This window comes from Paucibacter sp. B51 (assembly GCF_027863535.1).
Classification (GTDB): domain Bacteria; phylum Pseudomonadota; class Gammaproteobacteria; order Burkholderiales; family Burkholderiaceae_C; genus Paucibacter_A; species Paucibacter_A aquatilis.
Genome location: NZ_JAPIVN010000001.1, coordinates 3,996,726 through 4,017,064, shown reverse-complemented (window position 1 = coordinate 4,017,064; position 20,339 = coordinate 3,996,726). Strand labels below are relative to the sequence as shown.

Annotated in this window: 19 protein-coding genes; 2 read left to right on the top strand and 17 right to left on the bottom strand. The window is 66.4% G+C overall.

Annotated features, from left to right (window positions below; genetic code table 11):
• Positions 1–49: 49 nt before the first annotated feature.
• The 7 genes from OOB33_RS16950 to OOB33_RS16920 all read right to left on the bottom strand — a co-directional run bounded on the left by OOB33_RS16950 (position 50) and on the right by OOB33_RS16920 (position 7,713).
• Positions 50–1,189, bottom strand: a complete 1,140-nt coding sequence (locus tag OOB33_RS16950; RefSeq protein ID WP_102766769.1) for an aromatic ring-hydroxylating oxygenase subunit alpha — start codon at positions 1,187–1,189, stop codon at positions 50–52.
• Entirely contained in the window at positions 1,186–1,449 is a 264-nt protein-coding gene (locus OOB33_RS16945) for an acyl carrier protein (protein WP_102766768.1), read from the bottom strand. Before OOB33_RS16945 ends, OOB33_RS16950 begins: the two co-directional genes overlap by 4 nt.
• 11 nt (positions 1,450–1,460) lie before the next feature.
• A complete protein-coding gene (locus OOB33_RS16940; RefSeq protein WP_271009533.1) occupies positions 1,461–3,596 on the bottom strand; it encodes an AMP-binding protein in 2,136 nt (711 codons plus the stop codon).
• 26 nt (positions 3,597–3,622) lie between these two features.
• A complete protein-coding gene (locus OOB33_RS16935; protein WP_271009532.1) occupies positions 3,623–4,255 on the bottom strand; it encodes an acyl-homoserine-lactone synthase in 633 nt (210 codons plus the stop codon).
• A gap of 144 nt (positions 4,256–4,399) precedes the next feature.
• Positions 4,400–5,518 (bottom strand): DUF2860 family protein, encoded by a 1,119-nt coding sequence (locus OOB33_RS16930; protein WP_271009531.1) that lies wholly within the window; start codon positions 5,516–5,518, stop codon positions 4,400–4,402.
• Positions 5,519–5,579: 61 nt separating this feature from the next.
• Positions 5,580–7,049 carry a sensor histidine kinase gene (locus tag OOB33_RS16925; protein WP_271009530.1) on the bottom strand — a complete coding sequence of 490 codons (1,470 nt, stop codon included), beginning with the start codon at positions 7,047–7,049 and terminating at the stop codon, positions 5,580–5,582.
• Position 7,050: 1 nt separating this feature from the next.
• Entirely contained in the window at positions 7,051–7,713 is a 663-nt protein-coding gene (locus OOB33_RS16920) for a response regulator transcription factor (protein WP_102766764.1), read from the bottom strand.
• 342 nt (positions 7,714–8,055) lie between these two features.
• Between OOB33_RS16920 and OOB33_RS16915 the strand changes: the two genes are divergently transcribed.
• Together OOB33_RS16915 and OOB33_RS16910 are read left to right on the top strand one after the other, a co-directional pair.
• Positions 8,056–9,186, top strand: coding sequence for a fumarylacetoacetate hydrolase family protein (locus OOB33_RS16915; RefSeq protein WP_165794472.1), 1,131 nt, complete (start codon positions 8,056–8,058; stop codon positions 9,184–9,186).
• Positions 9,187–9,246: 60 nt separating this feature from the next.
• On the top strand, positions 9,247–10,554 hold the full coding sequence (locus OOB33_RS16910; protein ID WP_271009529.1) for a DEAD/DEAH box helicase: 1,308 nt from the start codon (positions 9,247–9,249) through the stop codon (positions 10,552–10,554).
• Here OOB33_RS16910 and OOB33_RS16905 read toward each other — a convergent pair.
• The 10 genes from OOB33_RS16905 to phoU all read right to left on the bottom strand — a co-directional run bounded on the left by OOB33_RS16905 (position 10,545) and on the right by phoU (position 20,316).
• Positions 10,545–12,401, bottom strand: coding sequence for a hypothetical protein (locus OOB33_RS16905; protein ID WP_271009528.1), 1,857 nt, complete (start codon positions 12,399–12,401; stop codon positions 10,545–10,547). The genes OOB33_RS16910 and OOB33_RS16905 overlap by 10 nt on opposite strands.
• A gap of 6 nt (positions 12,402–12,407) precedes the next feature.
• The gene (locus OOB33_RS16900) at positions 12,408–13,139 is read right to left on the bottom strand and encodes a prepilin-type N-terminal cleavage/methylation domain-containing protein (RefSeq protein WP_271009527.1); all 732 of its coding nucleotides are present in this window, start codon (positions 13,137–13,139) and stop codon (positions 12,408–12,410) included.
• Positions 13,140–13,150: 11 nt separating this feature from the next.
• Positions 13,151–13,600 (bottom strand): type IV pilus modification PilV family protein, encoded by a 450-nt coding sequence (locus tag OOB33_RS16895; protein ID WP_271009526.1) that lies wholly within the window; start codon positions 13,598–13,600, stop codon positions 13,151–13,153.
• 13 nt (positions 13,601–13,613) lie between these two features.
• The gene (locus OOB33_RS16890) at positions 13,614–14,096 is read right to left on the bottom strand and encodes a pilus assembly FimT family protein (protein ID WP_271009525.1); all 483 of its coding nucleotides are present in this window, start codon (positions 14,094–14,096) and stop codon (positions 13,614–13,616) included.
• Positions 14,090–14,563, bottom strand: coding sequence for a type IV pilin protein (locus OOB33_RS16885; RefSeq protein ID WP_271009524.1), 474 nt, complete (start codon positions 14,561–14,563; stop codon positions 14,090–14,092). The genes OOB33_RS16890 and OOB33_RS16885 overlap by 7 nt, the downstream gene beginning before the upstream one ends.
• 272 nt (positions 14,564–14,835) lie before the next feature.
• Positions 14,836–16,479, bottom strand: a complete 1,644-nt coding sequence (locus OOB33_RS16880; RefSeq protein ID WP_271009523.1) for a methyl-accepting chemotaxis protein — start codon at positions 16,477–16,479, stop codon at positions 14,836–14,838.
• A gap of 144 nt (positions 16,480–16,623) precedes the next feature.
• Positions 16,624–17,388 carry an exodeoxyribonuclease III gene (gene xth / locus OOB33_RS16875; RefSeq protein WP_271009522.1) on the bottom strand — a complete coding sequence of 255 codons (765 nt, stop codon included), beginning with the start codon at positions 17,386–17,388 and terminating at the stop codon, positions 16,624–16,626.
• A 128-nt stretch (positions 17,389–17,516) separates the two neighbouring features.
• Positions 17,517–18,839, bottom strand: coding sequence for a phosphate regulon sensor histidine kinase PhoR (phoR, locus tag OOB33_RS16870; protein ID WP_271009521.1), 1,323 nt, complete (start codon positions 18,837–18,839; stop codon positions 17,517–17,519).
• A 31-nt stretch (positions 18,840–18,870) separates the two neighbouring features.
• On the bottom strand, positions 18,871–19,572 hold the full coding sequence (phoB, locus tag OOB33_RS16865; protein ID WP_171828872.1) for a phosphate regulon transcriptional regulator PhoB: 702 nt from the start codon (positions 19,570–19,572) through the stop codon (positions 18,871–18,873).
• A 30-nt stretch (positions 19,573–19,602) separates the two neighbouring features.
• Positions 19,603–20,316 carry a phosphate signaling complex protein PhoU gene (gene phoU / locus OOB33_RS16860; RefSeq protein WP_102766752.1) on the bottom strand — a complete coding sequence of 238 codons (714 nt, stop codon included), beginning with the start codon at positions 20,314–20,316 and terminating at the stop codon, positions 19,603–19,605.
• Between the last annotated feature and the right edge of the window lie 23 nt (positions 20,317–20,339).

Genomic DNA, 20,339 nt, shown 5'->3' with positions numbered 1-20,339 from the left:
TGCTGCGTGGTTGAGGGGCTGACTGAAGTGCTGGCCTGGCTGCTGGGCTTCAGGCGGCTTGCGGCTTGTGCGGCAAGATGTGGATGGGCTTGATCTCGCAAGGCGGCGCCTCCTGCTCGTTGGCGGCTCGCTGGGCCGAGGCAGCGCTCACCTGGCTCTGCGCTTGAGCTTGGGCCTCCTGGATCAGCTGATCGCGCAGACGCAGGTAGTAGGCATTGACCTTGTCGACCGAGATCAGCCGGTTGGCCTCCAGGCTGGAGATCTTGGGAGTCTGGCCCCTGAGCGCGGCCATGTCCTTGGATTGCTGGATGAAGCGCTCCATGCGACACATCAGCCAGGGGCGCACGCGGCGCCAGCCCGGGATGGGCAGGGGCTTCACCATCGGGAACAGCAGGTCGCGCTTGGGCTCCTTGTAGCAAATGCAGAGCCAGCAGTTCTCATCGTCGATGGGCGTGGCGATCAGGTAGACGTCGAACACATCGTTGCGGATCTGCACCATGTTCGGCATCTGCACATCCACGCCGATGCGCCAGCCGCGGGTCCAGGGCAGGCGTGCCCTGAGGGTTTCCTCGGCCGTGCGGTCGTCGTCGGGCCGCAGGATGAAATCGCTGCGAATCAGGTGCCCTTCGAGATGGCAGCTGAAGTCATCGACGCGTCCGCCCTTGGGGTCCCAGATGTTCAGGGCCGAACCCTTGTGGACGAAGGGCACATGGTAGACCTCGCAGACGCTCTCCACATAACGTGTGTAATGCGTGGGCGCATGCCAGGCATAGCGCGAGGTGAAGCCGGTGTACTCAGCAAACTCCTTGAACATGGGCACTTCCGGCAGTTGCTCGGGCACCTGCTCGCCGGTCCAGCACCAGATCAGCCCATGTTGCTCGCGCACCGTGAAGCTGGGCACCTGCATGTGCTTGGGCACCACGCCGTTCTTGCCCAGCACCGGCATGTGCACGCAGCGGCCATTGGCGTCGTACTGGAAGCCGTGGTAGGGGCAGGCGATGTAGTCGCCATGCTGCTGACCGTGGCTCAAGGGCACGCCCTTGTGGGCACATCGGTCGGCCAGACAAACCACCTGGCCGGCGGTGTCCCGGTAGACCACCAGGTTCTTGTTGAAGCGGCGAATCCCGACGGGTTTTTTCTTCTTGACGTCTTCGCTGCGAAGGATGGCATACCACTGGTTCGGAATCATGCGATTTTCTCCAAGGGGTTGAGACGCAGCACCAGCGCTTCGAGCTGGGCGACATTGGCGAAATGCTCGGGGTGGATGTCGGCCACCGGAATCTGCACGCCGAACTCCTGGCGGATGTAGTCCACGACATCGAAGAGCGCGGCGGAATCCAGGATGTTGAGCTCCAGCAAGGGGGTGTCCCGCTGCACGCGGCTGCCGTCACCCAGGAAGGCATCGGCGATGAATCGGCACAGGGTCAGTGAGAAATGGCTGTCAGCCATGGCGTGCTCCTTCAGCAGGCAAGAGGGTGCAATTGGGTGCGGCGCCAGATTTCCTGGGCCAGCAGGGCGGGGCTGTTGTGGCGGTAGAGCGCATCAGGCTCCAGCTGGATGCCGTGGCTGCTGTCCAGATCGGCCAGCAGCTCCAGCGCCGCCACCGAATCCAGCGCCATGCTGGCAAAGCTGTCCTCGGGGTGCAGCTGCGCAGGCGTGCAACGCAGCGCCTGGGCGATGCGAAGCAGCAACCAGCTTTCGATGGCGGCCGCGCTGTCCAGGCGCGTGGGCAGCGTGTTTGCCGCGGCCTGGCTTTCGATCGCTTCAGTCCGAGCATCGATGCGCAGGTAGATGGGCAGCCGGCCTTCAATGAAATCCTGCTTCAGCGCCACGCGCTGCAGCTTGCCCGAGGAGGTGGTGCGCACCGTCTTGCGCGGGATGAAGAGCAAGGTATCGAGCGTGATGCCGTACTTCTCGCTCAGGCGGGCGTTGATGCGGCGCTGCATGTCGAGCTCGTCGATCGCGCTGCGCGGAACCTCCAGCGCCAGGGCCACCTGTTCCTCGCCCAGCGGACCATGCTGGAAGGCCACAGCACGGCAGTTGATCAGCTCGGGGCAGGCGCTCAGGGCTTCATGTTCGAGGTCTTGAGGGAAGTAGTTGGCACCGCGAACAATCAGCAGCTCCTTGCTGCGCCCGGTGATGAACAGCTCGCCTTGATCCAGGGCGCCGAGGTCGCCGGTGCGCAGCCAGCCGCCTTGCCCGTCCAGCCATTGGTTGAAGCTCTGGGCGCTGCGCTCGGGGTCTTGCCAGTAGCCGTGGGTGACGCTGGAGCCGCGCACCCAGACCTCGCCGATTTCACGCTCGCCGCGCGCCAGTCGCGAGCTGGGCTCGACGATGCGAAGCTCCAGGCTGGCGTGAGGCCTGCCACAGCTGACCACGGTCTGGCTGTGCGGCAGCTGCGCATCCTGCGGCAGCCATTGCTGGCGCGCAAGGGCGCGTGCGTCCAGGTGGCGTCGCCCCAGTGCCTGACCCAGGGGCTTGCCGCTGACCATGAGGGTGGTCTCGGCCATGCCGTAGCAGGGGAACAGTGCTTCGGCCTTGAAGCCCGCTGCGGCGAAACGTTGAGCGAAGGCATCCATGCAGCGCGCATGGATGGGCTCGGCGCCGCAGAAGGCCACCCGCCAGCCACTGAGGTCCAGATCCTGCAGCTCGCGATCACGCACCTTGTCGACGCAGAGCTGGAAGGCAAAGTTGGGGCCGCCGCTGCTGACCCCGCCGCTGCAGCCCTGGCTGAACTCGCTCACTGCTTGCAGCCATCGGGCGGGGCTGCGCACCAGCACACTGGTGGGCATCAGCAAGGTGGCGAAGCCTGCATGGACCGGCTGCAAGACGCCGCCGACCAGGCCCATATCGTGATACGGCGGCAACCAGATCACCGATCGGCTGTGCCCCTTGCGGTGGCCGAAACAATCCTGGATCAGTTGCGAGTTCTCGACCAGATTGCGCTGACTCAGCATCACGCCCTTGGGCCGGCCGGTCGAGCCCGAGGTGTACTGCAGCATGGCCAGGGCCTCCGGGTCGGGATCCAGCCCGGCCAGGCTGGCTGCGGGCGCCTGATCCAGCTCCTCGACGCAGATCCATCGAGTGGCGCCAAGCTCAGGGTCGGTGCGCAGCTCGGCCAGTTCCTCATGGAGGCTGGCCCGGCGGCACAGCACATGGGCCTGGCCCAGCTCACGCAGCACCAGGCGCAGACGATCGGCCTGCAAGGGGCTGCGCGGCGGAAAGGTCGGCACGACCACGACACCCGCCGCCAGGCAGGCCAGAAAGGCCACCACGAACTGCCGCCCCTGCGGCAGGGCCAGGACCAGCTGAAGACGCCCCTCGTCCGCACCCGGCAGCTGGCGCAAGGCCTGGGCATAACGACCCACCCAAGCGGCCAATTGGCTGTGGCTCAGTTGCTCGTCCTGATCGTCCTCGGTTTGCCAGAATTGGTAGACCAGGGCGTCGCCCTGTTCTGCGGCATTGCGACGCAAGGCCTCGGCAAAGTTGCGCGCTCGGGGCCACTCGGGCAGCTCATGGCTGATGCTGTGCTCCTGCGGCGGGGCCACCGCACGAGGGCGGGTGGAAGGGGCGATCAGGGTGTCGTCGAAGCTCATGGTGCTCTCGCGGTTGGGTGCCGGGCTCAGGCCGCCTGAACGCTGGGGCTGCGGCCGGCCGCTTGCACGCGCAGGGGGCGACGGGATTGGCATTCGATCTGGCAGGCAAACAGGCGGTGGCCACCAACCACCTGCGCGGGCGCCAGGGCGCGGGTGACAAAGCCGGCCATGTTCAGCAGTCGCTCGATGCCCACGGGGGAGACGGTGACCAGGCTGCGAACGCCCAGGCCCCGGGCGTGGTCCAGGGCCGCCTGCAGCAAGGCGATGGCCTCGGTCGAGGAAAACTGGGGCAGCGTGCTGTGGGCGCGCGGCCGGTCTGCATCGATCAAGGCTTGACTCGGATTGAGAACTGCAAAGCGCGAGAGCTCCCAAACCGCCGCATCGCGCGGCAATAGCCCCGGCGCCAGCATGGGGAAAACCTCCTGCAGCAGGTAGGGCCTCAGCGTCGGCAGCAGGCGGGCGCATCCTCCCAGAGCGCCCGATTCGTCACGCAGCAGGAGGTAATGGGCATGGGCATGATCGAACTGATCGAGCTCGCAGCCTGGAGGGCAGTCGAGCTGCCACCCCAAGGTTTCGACGAACACCTGGTAGCGGTAGGCCGCAATCTCGGCCAGCAGTTGCGCCCCCATCTCGTCTCGCGAAACAGCACTGATATGCACGTCCATCTCCTCCGTTTGGAACGGTGCGGACGATACGCAAAGCGCTGTGGTTTGAAACCTATCAACTCTGGTAGGTCGATTGCCATGAAGCTGCAGCATGCCTGGGGCGGGCGGTGCCGGCCTGCGGCTGCCCGCAACGGCGGGTCAGAAGTCTCGACGCAGGCCGATGGCCGCACTCAGGTCTCGCGCGTCGTGGAAGTCCCAGGACGATTGGCGATGGCGCCAGGACAGGCGCCCGAAGGCCGTGAACTTGCGCAGCCCGAAGGGTGCGGCGTGAGAGGCCATCAGCGCCGCGCTGTGGATCTGTTCACTGCCTACCCCGCTCGACGCTGGAGCCAGGGGATGCGGGCCGCGCTGCTTCTGCCGATGCCAGGCCAGGCTCAGTGCCAGCCCCTGACGTCCCCATTGCTGCTGGTAGCGCAGCTCGCCACCCCAGCGCCGGTGGGCCATGGCCTGCCCTTCGGCGGTGTCGTGGCGGGCGTCGAGCTGCCAGCTCAAGGTCTGGTGGGCGCCGACATCGTGGCTTCGCCACAGGCTCAGCTCGCTGACGCGGCCCGAACGTCGCAGCAGCAAACGCTCGGCCTCCGCGAGCGACTGCTGGCCACTGAGTTCCGTGGCGATTCGGCGCTGCGCGCTGCTCAAGCGCAGGTTGTAGCTGCTGCCCAGCAACTGCGACGCCTCGATCTGCCAGCCCTGCAGGCTTTCCCGGCTGCGCTGGCGCACGACACCCAGGGCATAGGGGTCTTGCCAGACTTCGCGCTGGGGCAGAGCCGGCATCCAGTACAGGCCCAGAGTGGAGCCATCATCCCAACGCATGCGAGAGCCGAGCAGCATGTGATAGCCATCGGCCACGCCGCCCACGGCACTGCTGACCCGCCACTCGCCCGCCGTGCTCCCCAGGCGCTGACGCAACTCGAACATGGGGCGCAGGAGCAGCTGCCGGTGTGCGTCAACCGTGGACTGCAGCGACTCTTGCTGGGCTTGCCCCTCGCCGTCCAGGCGGGATCGGCGCTGCTCGGCCATCAGCAGCAGGCTGATATGCCCGTGCAGGCCGACTGAGTCGCCTGCTTCTTGCGGTACCGGTGATGCGGCTGACGTGCCTGCCCCGTGGGCAGGGGGCAGGCTCAGGAACGGGCCCAAGCCGATCCCACAAATGAGGCGCCAAGCGAGGCGGTGCGCCAGGGCGGGCGCCCTGCCAGCTCGGCGGTGGGCAGGCGACGCGGTTTGAGCGGCGTGCGGGAGAACAGAGGCGGTGAATGCCATGGTGTCGATTCCTGTGTGATGGGGATGTCGACACTCTAGAAATCAGCGCGTCACAGCCAGGTCACAGCGTTCGTTCCGGGGCCGTGGCGGTCAGACCGGCCGTGTCGGGCGGCACGGTTGCAGGGCTCGCAGGGTTCGCAGGGTTCGCAGGGCTCGCAGGGTTTGCATGATTCGGAAAGCAGGGCTCCGCGGCGGCGCTTGCCGGCGCGCCGGCAGCAGGCCCTGCGCCGCCCGGGAACTCGATCTCGACCCGATATCGCTCGGCCTGCACCTCGGTACTGAGGCGCCACGCCAGGCGCTCAGCGATGGCGGCCACGATGTCCAGGCCGTGGCCGTGGCCAGGCTCCGGCGGCGCGCCCGCGTGGCGGATGGCTGCACTGGCGCTCCGCCCATTGCTGAGCTGCAGCCGCCGCTCGCGCATGGTGATGCAGATTCTGCCGTCGCCATGCAGCCAGGCATTGCGCAGCAGATTGCCCAGGGCCATGCGTCCCAGTGCCCGGGGCAGGCACAGCTGTTCGAGCTCTCGCCAGTCCTCCGCACCGTCCGCGGGCCATTGCACATGAGGCGCCGTTGTGGTCGCGGCGGGAAGTTCCTGCAGACAGGCGCGCAGGCCTTGCAACAAGGGTTCGTGGTCAGCCGCCGGACCTTGCTGCTCGCGGGCGAGCAAGAGGAAGAGCTCAATCAAGGCCTGCATCCGAGCGCCGGCCTCCTGAACCCGTTGCAGCGGTGCCAGCATGCGTTCGCGGTTGGGCGCCAAACGCATCAATTCAGCGGCGCCCTGGATGACGCTCAGCGGTGTGCGCAGCTCATGGCTGGCGAAGCGGGTGAAGTCGCGCTCGCGCCGGGCATAGTCGGCCAGATCTTGGTAAGCCCGGGCAAAGCTGTGGCTGAGCCGCCCCATCTCGTCGGGCCGCTCCAGCACTGGGCTGCGCATTGGCGCCAGGCCCTGCGTCTGGGCCTGGACCTGGGCGGTCAAGGCCTCGATCGGGGCTGCGGTCCAGCGCCCAAGCCGCCAGGCCATGAACAGGCCGAGCAGGGCGGCACCGGCCAGCATCAGCAGTAGGTGGACGCGGATCGCACGGTCGTAGGCGGCCAACTCGCTGTCCAGCTCGGGCCGGTAGAGCAGAAAGACCTGCTCGCGGCGGCCGCCTTCGGGCGCCGGATGTTCAAGCACCAGCACATGCGCATCGATCTCGCTCAGTTCATGCACGCCTTCTTCGCTCAATTGCTGCAGCACGGCGGGCAGCCCCGCCTGTGCGCTGCTGTAGAAATGGTAGGCAGGGCGAGAATCCTGGGCGGCCAGTTGCGCGAGCGGGACGCCTTGGCTCAAGTGCTGGCGCAGATCCTGCGCGCGCCTCTCCAGCGCCTGGTTGATGAAGCTGTCGGCCGCCAGTTCCGTGGCTGCCCAAGCGATCACTGCCATGCCCATGGACAGCACTGCGACCAGACCCAGCACCGCCAGCTGCACGCGGCGACGAAGGCTGGCTGCCCACCAGTCGGCCACTCGGCCACGCGCCAGTTCAAGTGCCAATTCAAGCGCTCGCATCGAGCCGGTAGCCTTGGCCGCGGACGGTGCTGAGGCAGCCGGGCGGCAGCAGCTGGCGCAGCCGGTAGACATGCGTACGCAGTGCGCTGCCCTCGATGGCTTCGTCTTGCCAGATCGCGTACTCCAGATCGGCCTTGCTGACCACGGCGGGGGCCTTTTGCATCAGCAGGCGCAAGATCTTCAGCTGCACCGGATCCAGGGCGATGGGCCGGTCCTGATGTTTCAGGATCAGGCCGACCAGGTCCAGTTCGAGCGCGCCGCATCGCAGGACTCGCTTGTGCGCGCCGATGTGACGGGCATGCAGGGCGCGCACGCGACAGCCCAGTTCTTCGAGCGCAAAGGGCTTGACGAGATAGTCGTCGCCACCGGCGGCAAAGCCGGCCAGCTTGTCCGGCAAGGTATCTCGGGCGGTGAGGAAGAGGACGGGGGTGTCGATCTGCAGATCCTGGCGCAGGCTTCGGCACAGGCTCAGGCCATCCATGCCGGCCATATTGATGTCCAGCAACAGCACGTCGAAGCAGTGGCTGCGCAGGCTGGCCAATGCACTGGCGGCGCTGTGGGCATGACTCACGCTGCAGTCCAGCAGGCCCAGGTAGTCACCCAAGGTGGTGGCCAGGGCGGCCGAGTCTTCAACAATCAGTACACGCATGGTTCGAGCTTGGTTTCAGCACGCCGCCCGGGGGAGCGAAGCAGGAGGCAGCGCGTGCGGCGGCGCAGCTTAACCGAGGAAGCCGACCGGCTCGGTCCGCCGACCTGGAGTCTGAGGGGCTGTCTCACGATTTGACCTGCTTGTGACAGGGCGGGCGCTAGGGTGAAAGGGCGCCGCTGAGCTTGGCCAGCGAGCCTTTCCAACCCGACCGACCCTTCACGTTCACAAGGCTGCCTCATGTCGATTTCAGATCCCTTCCTGTCCCCCACCTCGGTTTTGTCAGCGCAGCGCTCTTGTCGCCGCGCCGGATCGTGGGCCTGTGCATGGCTTGCAGTTGCACTCATGGTGCAGGGCCCGGCCGTCTGCGCGGCGCCGCAAGGCACGCCGCAGAACACACAGCCAGACGGACCGCAGCCCCAGCAGCTGGCGTCGCTGGATCAAGCCTGGACGCTGGCGCAGCGCCGGTCGCCCGAGGGGCGCGCCCACACCTTGCTGGTGCGCGAGGACCAGGGCGCGCGCTTGCTGGCGCAGGACCTGAGCGTGGGCTTGCAACGCTTTCCCGAAGACAGTCTGGAGCTGGTGCGCAGCATGGGCCACGCGGGCCTGCAGGCGCTCTCGGAGCGGCTGCCCTGGGTGGCGGTCGACAAGCGCGACTTGCTGCCTAGCGCCAGGGCTCATTCCCATATTGCCGCGGGCACCAACTACGCTGCGCATGCACGCGAGGCCGACATCGACGAGGTCTTTCTGTTTCCCAAGTTCAGCACGCCCAGCCCGGCGCGCAGCGAGCTGCGCCATGAAGCGGGGCAGTTGCTGGACTATGAGGTGGAACTGTGCCTGAGAGCCGATCGCGATCTGGCCAACTTGGCCGATCTGCAGGCAGCGCAGCTGGGCTTTTTTCTCTGCGGCGATCTGACCGATCGTGCCGAGCTGCTGCGCCGCATCAACACCGAGGACCTGACTTCGGGCCATGGGTTCAGTGATGCGAAAAGCGGGCCAGGGCGCATGCCCACCGGGCCCTATCTGGTGGTGCCGCGCGACTGGCGCCGCTGGCTGCAGGGCGTGCGCTTGCGCAGCCATGTGAACGGGCAACTGCGCCAGGACGCCGCGGCGTCGGACATGCTGAAAACCCCCGACCGCCTGTTACAGCAAGCCTGGCAACGGGGCCTTCTGCCACTCTGGCGCTACCAGGGGCGGCCCGTGCCGCTGCTGGAATCGGGTGTGCTGCGGCAGGGGCAGGTGCTGCTGACGGGCACGCCCGAGGGTGTGGTCTACCGGGCGCCGAGCCTGGGCTTCCGGTGGCGTCATGGGTTGGCCTGGTTCTTCGGCCTGTCCTGGCTGCACCATGGACCGGTGCGCTATGTGCTGGATGCTCAGATTCGCGAGGGCCTGGCGTCGGGCCGCTTTCTGCAAGCAGGCGATGTGCTGGAGCACAGCGCCGAGGGTTTGGGGCAAATCACCGTGAAGATCCGCTGAAGCCGGCCGGACGTCGCTGGCAACCTACAATCGGCGCCCGTCTCGCAGCCAGGTCCGACCATGTCTTTTGCTTCTTTGGGCCTTGCGCCCGTCTGGGTTCGTGCCGTTCGCGAGCAGGGCTACCACGCCCCCACGGCCATCCAGGCCGCCGCCATTCCGCCCATCCTGGCCGGGCGCGATGTGCTGGGCCTGGCGCAGACCGGTTCGGGCAAGACCGCCGCTTTCGGCTTGCCCCTGCTGCAGCGCTTGCGCATGCCGCCCGGCCAAGGCCCGCGCCGCCTGCAGGCCCTGGTGCTGCTGCCCACGCGCGAGTTGGTGGTCCAGGTGGGTGAGGTGCTGCGGGAGTTCGCGCGCAGCCTGAGCGGCTCGCCGCGCCTGAAGATTTCCGAGGCCTTCGGCGGTGTTTCCATCAACCCGCAGCTGATGGGCTTGCGCGGTGGCACCGATGTGATGGTGGCCACACCGGGCCGTTTGCTGGACCTGATCGAGCACAAGGCCCTGGATCTGCGCAGCGTCGAGATGCTGGTGCTGGACGAGGCCGATCGCCTGCTGGACCTGGGCTTTGCCGAGGAGTTGCAGCGCATCCTGGCCTTGCTGCCGGCGCGCCGTCAGAGCCTGTTTTTTTCAGCCACGTTTCCGAAGGCGGTGCAGGGCCTGGCCCAGGGCCTGCTGCAGGAGCCTGTGGAAGTCCGCATTGCGCCGGAGCCGCAGCGCACGGCCGCCATCCAGCAGCGCGCCATTCAGGTGGACGAGAGCCGGCGCACGCCGCTGCTGCGCCATCTGTTGCAGACCGAGCCCAGTTGGAGTCGGGTGCTGGTGTTCGTGGCCACGCGCTACGCGACCGAGCATGTGTCCGACAAGCTCTGGTCCCACGGCATCAAGGCTGCCGCCTTGCACGGCGAGTTGAGCCAGGGTGCCCGAACCCAGGTGCTGGCGGCCTTGCGCCATGGCGAGATTCAGGTGCTGGTGGCTACCGATGTGGCGGCCCGCGGCCTGGACATTCCCGAGCTGCCGGTGGTGGTGAATTACGACCTGCCACGTTCGCCGGCCGACTACATCCACCGCATCGGCCGCACCGGGCGTGCGGGCGAAACCGGTCTGGCCGTCAGTCTGGTGCCGGCCAGCGCCGAGGCCCATTTCCGGCTGATCGAGAAGCGCCAGGGCCAGCGCGTGCCGCGTGAACAGATCGCGGGTTTCGCAGCCAGCCCCCTGAGCCCGGAGCAGGCACAGGCTCTGAACTCGAACGGCGGCATCAAGGGCCGCCGCAAGAGCAAAAAGGACAAGCTGAGGGAAGCCGCTGCAGCGGCTGCAGCAACGGCCGCTGCGGTGGCGTCAGCGCCCCTGCCTGGCGACGAAGCTCAGCGGTAACGCGACCACAGCAGGTTGGCGCTGTTGGCGGCGGACGGGGTCACTGCTGTCTCGCCCGGCTTGAAGCTGGAAGGCAGGTTGCTCAGGTCGATCTTGGTGCTGGCGCCGATCTTGCTGGCACCCGGTGCGGTACCGATGCGCGCCGCCGAGATGTAGCCGTGCACTGTGGTGCTGCCACCGGTTTCCAGGATGTCTCCGGCCAGCACATCGCCGTAGACATGGTTGGAGGCAGCCAATGTGACTTTGCCGCCGGTGTAGTTGTTGCCCACCTGACCGCCGGCGCCGAAGGCGATATTGCCCGCGCCGACCGACAGCAGGGTGCTGCTGCCGGCCTTGCAGAAGTTCTTGGGTGCCAGATTGGGGTAGCTGCTGTTGGTGCACACCGAGGCGTGACCGGCATAGTTGACCGCGTAGGACACATTGGTGCCGCCGGTGTTGATGTTGCCGGTGGCCAGCCAGCTGTTGTAGAAGGTGCCCTGGCCAGCTTCGAAATCACCCTTGAACCAGACAATGCCGGGTGCCATGGTCACGCCGGCCAGCGTCCATTTGCCGCCGCTGTAGCTCAGGCAGCTGTTGTATTCGCTGTAGCCGGTGCAGATCTTGGCCGGGCAACTGGCGGGGCTGTAGCTGTTGCTGCTGCAAACGTAGTCCTGGTTGGCACCACTTCCGACCAGAAAGTAGACGCCGTCGGGGATGTTGCTGACGTTCTTGACCGTGACCTTGGTGTCACTGCCGACCCGCTCGAACGCGTAGTTGGCGGAGCTCTGGTAGGCGTAGGCATCGAAGGTCGGCACGCTGATCGTGCCGGCTGTCAGCGGCGTGATCGCGACATTGAGGCCGGCCACGCGGCTCATATGCACTCCGGTGTTCCAGGGCTGCACGGTCAGGCTGCCGCCGTAGTTGCCGGCGGCCACCGTGCCGGCCACTTGTTCCTCGTAGTTGCCCTGCACCTGTGCCGAGCCCGTGATCAGCGAATTGCTGGCGACCACGCTGCCCTTGGTCTTGAGCGTGGCGATGGTGGCGCTGCTGCCCAGGGTGACATTGCCGATGGCGAGCAGTTCGGTCACGGCATTGCTTTCCAGACTGACCGTGCCGTTGGCCTTGATCGTGCCTGCGCTGACGCCGCCGGTCAGCGACACATTCTTGAGGGACTGCACCTGGCTGTAGCTGCCGCTGCCGCTGAGGGCGATACTGCCCTCGGAAAACAGGGTCTCGATGCTGGTGCTGCCGCCCAGGCTGATGTCGCCCGAGGCGTACAGATTCGAGATGCCGGCCAGGCTGCCGGCACCGGTGACCTTGCCATCGACCACGATCTTGCTGCTGGCATCGCCGATCACGGTCAGGTCACCGCTGATGTCGAGATTGCCCTTGATGTTGACGGCTGCGGTCTTGCCGCCGCCACCGCCGCCGCCCGGGCTGCCTTTGGCGCAGAAGGTGGCCGCCAGCAGGGCATTCGCGCCGCCGCTGCTGCCCGTGATGTTGAAGCCCACCCGGGTGCCACCGCCGCAGTTGACCGTGTCATTGGCCAGCACCTCGCTGACCGTGGCGGCAATGCCGCTGACACCGGCGAAGCTGACCACCTGATTGGCGCTGAGCTTGGCCGCCTCGACCGCCCCGATCTGGAACAGGTACTGCCGCACCGCTTCAATGCCGCTCCAGGCTTTCAGCTGCGCCTGCGTCAGGGCATGCACCGTGACCGATTGCACCTGCAGGCTGCGCACGTAGTAGATGCCGCCGAACACCATGCCACCCAGGGACAGGCCTGTCAGCAGCATGAAGAGCACCGAGGAGATGCCCTGCTGCAATGAGCGTGCGAGGCGGGTGCTTGAAACAATGCGAATGGCCATGGGAGATCAGGAAATCAGATTGGCCAGGCAGCTGATGTAGGTGTTGCTGCTGCCGCTCACACTTGAGGCATAACCCAGACTCACGCTGACCGAAGCGGCCGGCGCGCTGAGCTTGCTGATGGCCTCTGGCACGGCGCCGTAGGGCCAGCAATTGCTGCCGTTGCGGGCGCTCAAGGTGACTGCCTGGGCCAGCACCTGGTCTTCCACGAGTGCGCGGCTGGTCCAGCTGATGGTTTTCCAGTTGCTGCTCAAAGGGTGACAGCCGCTGCTGGCCTGCAGCAGGTAGAGCGCCTTGTTGCTGCTGTTGGAGAGAAGGGCGCCGCAGCTGTAGCTGGCGGTGTTGGCGCTGAGCCCCGGGTTGTGCACCCAGACCAGGGCATTGCCGCTTTGCGCCGCGCTGCTGAGGGTGACCGGGGTGCCATCGAGCTTGCCCGTGCTGGAGTTCAGCACGGCGTTGCGAATCAGCAGCAAATGGTTGCCGCTGCTCGGACTGCTGATGCCGTAGCCCGCGCCTTGCAATGCGATTTGTGCACTGAGCAGGCCGGTGGCCAGCTGACCGTCCTGGATGGAGCTGCGCACCAGGCCTCCGTCGCCGAAGACGGTCTGCGTGGTGCTGCGGTACAGCGCCAAGGCGCCCAGCACGGCGATCAAGGAAATCACCATGCCCACCATCAAGCTGATCAGGCTCAAGCCCGCTTGGGGGCGTCGGCTTGCGGAGGTGAGCCGGGGCGTGGACATTGGCTCGGGCCTCAATTGCTCACCGTCAGCGTGCCAGGCCCGAACAAGGTTTGGGCATCGGCAGCGTACTGGATCTGCGGCAGGCTGGTGGCCTTGGCCACACCGTTGACGGTGACCGTCACGGCCGTGATGGTGCAGGTCTTTTGCACACCCGAAACCTGCAGGCTTCCGCCGAGGCTGAGGTTGCTGCTGCTGGTGCTTGCGCCGGTGGCCGGGCAGCCATTGGCCACACCTGCGCCTTGCAGATCGGCGCGGATGCTCTGGATGGCCAGGCTTTGTCCCTTTTGGTACTTCTGCGCGACCATGGCGCGGCTGACGGCGTAGACCAGGCCCAGGCCGATCACGCCCAGCAACACCATGGCGATCAAGGACTCGATCAAGGCATCGCCGCGCTCGCCGCGCCGGCGAGCGGATCTGCCCGGTACGCAGGCGTGAGGGACGGAGGGAGAGGTCGCTGTCATGGGTGCCGTCATCTCAGTTGAGCGTGCCATCGAGCGGAGCTTCAGAGCCGCGGCTGACGCGAAAATTCAGGGCAGTGCCGCACACGGTGCCGGCCACCGTGGCCGCGATCGGCATGCCTGCGCTGTCCAGCGCCACGCACTGCCTGTCGGCGCCGTTGACCTGGATGCTGGCTGGCGGGTTGGAGGTCCAGGCCGCGGCCGTGCAGTTCAGTGCGGCAGGCACGCCGCTGGCGACGCAGAGCTTGCCGGGAATGCTGATCATCACCGCCGAGGCGCCGGCGCTGCTGGCGCTCGGATTGCGCAGCGCCAGGGCCTTGAGCTGGCTCATGCCCTGCATCAGCAAGGTCTGGCTCTGGCGCATATAGGCCTGGGCGCCCCAGGAGGCCGAGAACGGCGCGACGGCCAGGGCCAGCAGCATCATGATGGCAATGGTCACCATCATTTCGATCAGCGACACCCCGCATTGCCTCGTGCCCAACGATGCGCGGATCACCATGTCGTGAAGCCACAGGCATTGGTGGCGGTGCGCGTGTTGCTGTTGTTCAGGGTCAGCACACAGCTGGCCAGGCTGCCCTTGCCGGTGGCGGTCAGGGTGTAGCTGGTGGCCGTACTGACCAGGGTGTAGTTGAAGTAGGCCGATTGCGTGGGGGCCCAGGCGGGGAACATGGTGGTGGTGGCCACCGTGCCGGCAGCATTGACCGGATAGCTCAGCTGCAGCTGATAGCGGTTCTCCATGTTCAGCGCCAGGGCGGCGAGGTCGGCGCTGCCACTCTTGGCGCGGCTTTTGTTGACATAGCTGGTGTAGGAGGGGATGGCGATGGCGGCCAGGATGCCCAGCACGACCACGGCAATCATCAACTCGACGAGAGTGAAACCGGTCTGTGCCGCAGTGGGCTGCGCGCGGCGATAGGCCGGGGCCGCGGCCGTCGAGGACTTGGGGGCAACAGCAGGAGCAGTGTTCAAGATCATTCCTCGCAAGCGCTGGACAAACAGGCCAAAAACGGCCGCGAATTCGCTTCGGCCTGTGCACACAACATTAAAACCAACTAGATACCAATTTTACAGACTGGTATCTAGTTAGGTCTGCGATGTTTGTCACGCTCGCGGGCTGCGTGCGAGCCCGAATCCGTCAAGCGCACATGCAGATTTGCTTATATCGGAAGCCTGGGCGCTTGGGTACCCGCGAAGCGGGACTGGTGGACCGCAATTGCCCAGCTTTTCGCGCAGGCGAGGGCTCAAGCCTGTTGTGGCGGACGCGCGGCGCGGCGCAATGCCACTGCATCGGGCAGCTCGCGCGCTGCGCCATGTTGCAGGCGGAATATCTGCACCGCGGCCTGCACCTCGCCGACCTGGGCCTGCAAGACGCTGGCCGCACGTGCCAGTTGCTCCACCAGGGCCGAGTTTTGCTGCGTGATGCCGTCCAGATGGCTGATCGCCTGGTTGATCTGCGAGATGCCGCGCAGTTGCTCATCGGCACCCAGGTGGATCTGGCCGATCAGGCGCGTGAAGTGCTGCACCGACTGCAGGGTCTGTTCGATGCTGTCCTGGGCGCTGCGCGTTTGGCGTTCTCCGGCCTCGACCTTTTCGGCTGAATCGTGAATCAGCTGGCGGATCTCAGCTGCTGCCTGCTGGCTGCGTTGGGCCAGAGCACGCACTTCGCTGGCCACCACGGCGAAACCTCGCCCATGCTCCCCGGCGCGGGCCGATTCGACGGCGGCGTTGAGTGCCAGGATGTTGGTCTGAAAGGCAATGGAGTCGATCACCTGGATGATTTCACCGATGCGCCGAGAGGCGCCGGCAATGCCGCCCATGGTGTCGGTGACATGGTGGACGACGTCGCCGCTCTGGCTGCTGACCCGACTCAGTTCCTCGGCCACCGACGAAGCCTGGTGGGCGCTGTCGGTGCTTCTGCGCACCGTGCCGGTGATTTCCTCCATGGCGGCGGCAGTTTGCTCGAGGCTGGCGGCCTGAGCCCCGGTGCGCTGGGCCAGATCGGCATTGCCCTGGGCGATCTCGCGGCTCAGACAGTTCATGTCCTGCAGCTCATCGAGTGTGTCGGCCACCAAGGCGCGCAAATTGACGCGCAGCTGGTTCAGCGCGGTTTCCAGCGCCTGCAGATCGCTGGCCGAACTCAGACTCGCCTGAGGCTTGAGTGCCTGGCTGAGGTCGCCTGCGGAGAGCTGATGGGCAAAGGCCAGCAGGCGCTGAAGGCCCGCGCGATCGCGATTCACGCAGGCGCGGGCGAGGCCCAACGTCAGGGCGGCCAGGAGCAGCACCTGGGGCACAAACCAGGGGCTGGCTGGCGCCACGCCCCAGCGCCCCACGGCCATGCTCAGGCCCGCGACCAGCAGCACGATCAGGCCTGTGGGCAACCAGGGGCCGGGCCGCAGTGCGCGCAGCCAGCGGCTGCGCCAGTCCCGGCGCAAGACCTGACCCTCGTGCAGCACATGCAGCAAAGCGCCTTTCGCCGCTTCACCGCGCATGGTGGCGTAGAGCGCCTCTGCCGCCTGCACCTGCTCGCGGCTGGGCTGGGTGCGCACCGACAGGTAGGCCACCGGCCTGCCGTTCTCGCTCAGCGGTGTGACATTGGCCAGCACCCAGTAGTGGTCGCCATTCTTGCGGCGGTTCTTGACCACGCCGGACCAGGGCAGGCCGCGTGCCACGGTGTCCCAGAGGTCGCGAAAGGCCTCCTCGGGCATGTCCGGGTGACGAATCAGGTTGTGGGGCTGGCCCAGCAACTCGTCCGCGCTGTAGCCGCTGACCTGAATGAAGGCCGCATTGCAGTGCAGGATGCGCCCCTTGAGATCGGTGGTGGACACCAGCGTGCGCCCGCTGGGGAAGGGGAATTCCTGCTGGCTGACGGGAAGATTGCTTCGCATGGGCAGCGTCCTCGCGGCGCAGATCGCCCGTGGCCGCCGGTGGTCCCGGCCGCATCCGCGTCTGCTGGGCGCAGTATCACGCGCCCGGGCGCTTCATGACCAGCCCCCGTGCGCGGCGCTGCGGCTGCAGGCCGCGGCGGGCGTTCAGCCCAGTTCCACCCAGACCGGCGCGTGGTCGCTGGGGCGTTCGTTCTTGCGCGGGGCGCGATCGATGACGCAAGACTTGACCCTGGGCTGCAGGGCGGCGCTGGCCAGGATGTGGTCGATGCGCAGGCCTTGGTTTTTGCGGAAGGCCAGGTTGCGGTAATCCCACCAACTCCAGCTCTTGGGTGCTTGCTCGAAGAGGCGGAAGGCGTCGCAGAGTGGCAGCTCGATCAGGGCCTGGAAATGCGCCCGTTCCTGCGGCGTGCAGTGGATCTGGCCGGCCCAGGCCACCGGGTCGTAGACATCACGGTCGTCCGGTGCGATGTTGAAGTCGCCCATCAGGAGCAGGTTCGGGTGGGTTTGAAGCTCTGCCGCGACAAAGCTGCGCAAGGCCTCCAGCCAGGCCATCTTGTAAACGAACTTGTCGCTGTCGGGCGCCTGGCCATTCGGGAAGTAGGCGCCAATGCAGCGCACGCCGTCGACGGTGCCGGTGATCACGCGCGCCTGGGGGTCTTCGAAGCCGGGGATGTTCTTCACCACGTCGGTAGCCGGACTGCGGCTGATCAAGGCCACGCCGTTGTAGGTCTTCTGACCGAAGAACTGCACCTGCCAGCCGGCAGCCTCGAAGTCCGCCTGCGGGAACTTGTCGTCGGTCAGTTTTGTTTCCTGCAGCACCAGGCCATCGACCGGGTTGGCCGCCAGCCAGTCCAGCACCTGGGGCAGGCGAACGGCCAGGGAGTTGACATTCCAGGTGGCAAATTTCATGGGGCGTGCTCCGGTGCAGGTCGCGTACATCAAGCAAATGGTCGAATGCGTCAGAAATGACGCAGGGCCGGCAGCTTAACGCCTGGCCGGCCCTGGTGAGGATGCAGCGCTGGGAAGCCTGCGCGAAATCAGGGCGCTGCCTGGCGCACCCGTGAGGGGGGCAGGAGCAGTGTGAAGCGGCTGCCCTGTCCCACTTCGCTCTGCACCTGCAACTCGCCACCGTGGCGTTGCATCACATGTTTGACGATGGACAGGCCCAGGCCGGTGCCGCCGGTCTCGCGGTTGCGGCTGCCATCGACACGGTAGAAGCGCTCGGTCAGGCGCGGCAGGTGCTCGCGGGCGATGCCGGGGCCGGTGTCGGTGACGGAGATTTCGCCGTGACCATCGGCGGCCAGGCGCCAGCTCAATTCGATCTCGCCGCCCTCGGGGGTGTAGCGCACGGCATTGCTCAGCAGATTGCTGATGGCGCTGATCAGCTCCGTCTCCACGCCCGCCAGTTCCAGCGCGCCGACTTCGCCGACCTTGAGCTGGTGCCGGCCGTTGGACAAGGCCTTGGCATCGGTGCCCAGGCGCTGAAACAGCGGCGCCAGACCGATCCATCGGTCCGAGCCGGGGCGCGGGCTGCCTTCCAGCTGGGCCAGGGTCAGCAGGTCGCTGACCAGGCTCAGCATGCGCTCGGTTTGCTGGCCCATCAAGGTCAGCACACGGCGGCGTTCGGGCTCGCTCAGGGGCAGGGAGCTCATGGTTTCGATGAAGCCGCTGAGCACGGTCAAGGGCGTGCGGATCTCGTGCGAGACATTGGCCACGAAATCACGGCGCATGGCTTCGGCGCGTTCGCGCTCGGTCACGTCCTGGCTCAGCACCAGCCGCAGGCCGTCGCCGTAGGGCCGCACGATCACCGACAAGGTGCCCGAGCCGCGCGAACTGGTCAGCAAGAGGGGCTCGTTGAAACGCCCGGCCTGCAAATAGCTGACAAAGCTCGGATAGCGGACCAGGTTGGTGATGCGCTGCTGCAGATCGCGCTGCGGGTCGAGCGCGAAATGGTCGGCCGCGACACGGTTGCACCAGGTGACATGGTCGTGGGCATCGAGCATCAGCACGCCGTTGGGCGAGGCCTCGATGGCCGACAGGAACTGCTGCAGTTGCAGGCGTTCGTGGGCGATGGCCCGGTCGCGTTTGCGCAGGGCGCGCTCGATCAGATAGGCCAGGTCGCCCCAGTAGCCGCTGCTGCGCGGCGCATCGCCGGGCTGCTTCTCGCGCAGCCACTGCATCAGGCGGCGGATGCGCAAGGTGTCGATCAGCAGCAGGGCCACGATGGCGCTGACCACGCCCAGCCACTCGCTGAGCTGGGGGTAGCCCGTCAGCGTGCCGATGCCGCGCCCGGCCAGATCACCGGCAAACACGATCAAACCCACCAGGGCCAGGCGGGGGAGAAAACCGATCACGGTCATGAAAAACGCTTTCCAGGCGAAGGCGGATTCATCAGGCCGAAACGGGCTGGGCTTGCTGCGACAGGCGGTAGCCGGCGCCGCGCACGGTCTCGATCATGCGCGCGCATTGCACGCGCTCCAGCGCTTCGCGCAGGCGCTTGACGTGCACATCCACCGTGCGCTCTTCGATGAAGACATGGTCGCCCCAGACGCGGTCCAGCAGCTGCGAGCGGCTGTGCACGCGCTCGGGGTGGCTCATGAAAAAGTGCAGCAGGCGGAACTCGGTCGGGCCCAGCTTGACCTCGGCACCTTCGCGGCTGACCCGGCGGGTGCCGGGGTCCAGGCTCAGCCCGCCAATCGTCACCACGGAATCCAGCGCCTCGGGCGCCTTGCGGCGCAGCACCGCGCGGATGCGGGCCAGCAGCTCGTTGGTGGAAAACGGTTTGGTCAGGTAGTCATCGGCCCCGGCGTCCAGGCCCGAGACCTTGTCGGTCTCTTCGGCACGGGCCGTCAGCATGATGATGGGCAGGTCCTTGGTGCGTTGCTGGCCGCGCCATTGGCGGGCCAGGGCCAGACCGCTCTGGCCGGGCAGCATCCAGTCCAGCACCACCAGATCGGGCAGCACCCTGTCGACCTCGTACTGTGCTTGGTCCGCGCTGCTGGCCAGGGTCACTTCGAAACCGGAGTGGCGCAGATTGATGGAGATAAGTTCGGCAATCGCCGACTCGTCTTCGACAACAAGAATCCTCGACATGCTGTGCTTCTTCTTTTCGAATGAGGTTGATCAGTCTTTGAGGGCCACGGATTCCACGGTGTCCATGGGGTTGTGGCGGATGTCCGTGCCCTTGACGATGTAGATGATCTGTTCGGCCAGGTTCTTGGCGTGGTCACCCACACGCTCGATCGCCTTGGCCACGAACACCAGATCGATGGAGGCCGAGATGGTGCGCGGGTCTTCCATCATGTAGGTGATGAGCTTGCGCATCAGGCCGTCGAATTCCTGGTCGATCTGGTTGTCCTGCTTGATCACTTCCAGCGCTTGCACGGTGTCCAGGCGGGCGAAGGCGTCCAGCGCCTTGCGCAGCGAGGCCGTGGCCAGCTCGGCCTCGAAGGAGATGTCGCTGACCGGCAGTCGCAGGCGGCTGAACACGCCCGAGTTGATCAGGCGGTGCACGGTGCGGGCGATGCGTGCGGCTTCATCGCCAACCCGCTCGAGGTTGCCGATGGTCTTGGAGATGGCGATCAAGAGGCGCAGATCGCGGGCGGTGGGCTGGCGCAGGGCGATGATGGCGGAGAGGTCGTGGTCGATCTCGACCTCCATCTGGTTGACGCGCTCTTCAGCGACCAGCACGCGCGAGGCAATGTCGCCGTCGAAGGAGGTCAGGGCCGAGACAGCCAGTTCCACCTGCGATTCCACCAGGCCGCCCATTTCCAGAACGCGGGTCGAGATACCGCTCAATTCCAGATCGAACTGGCTCGACAGATGTTTGTCACCCATGACTTCTACCCTTTGCGAATTTG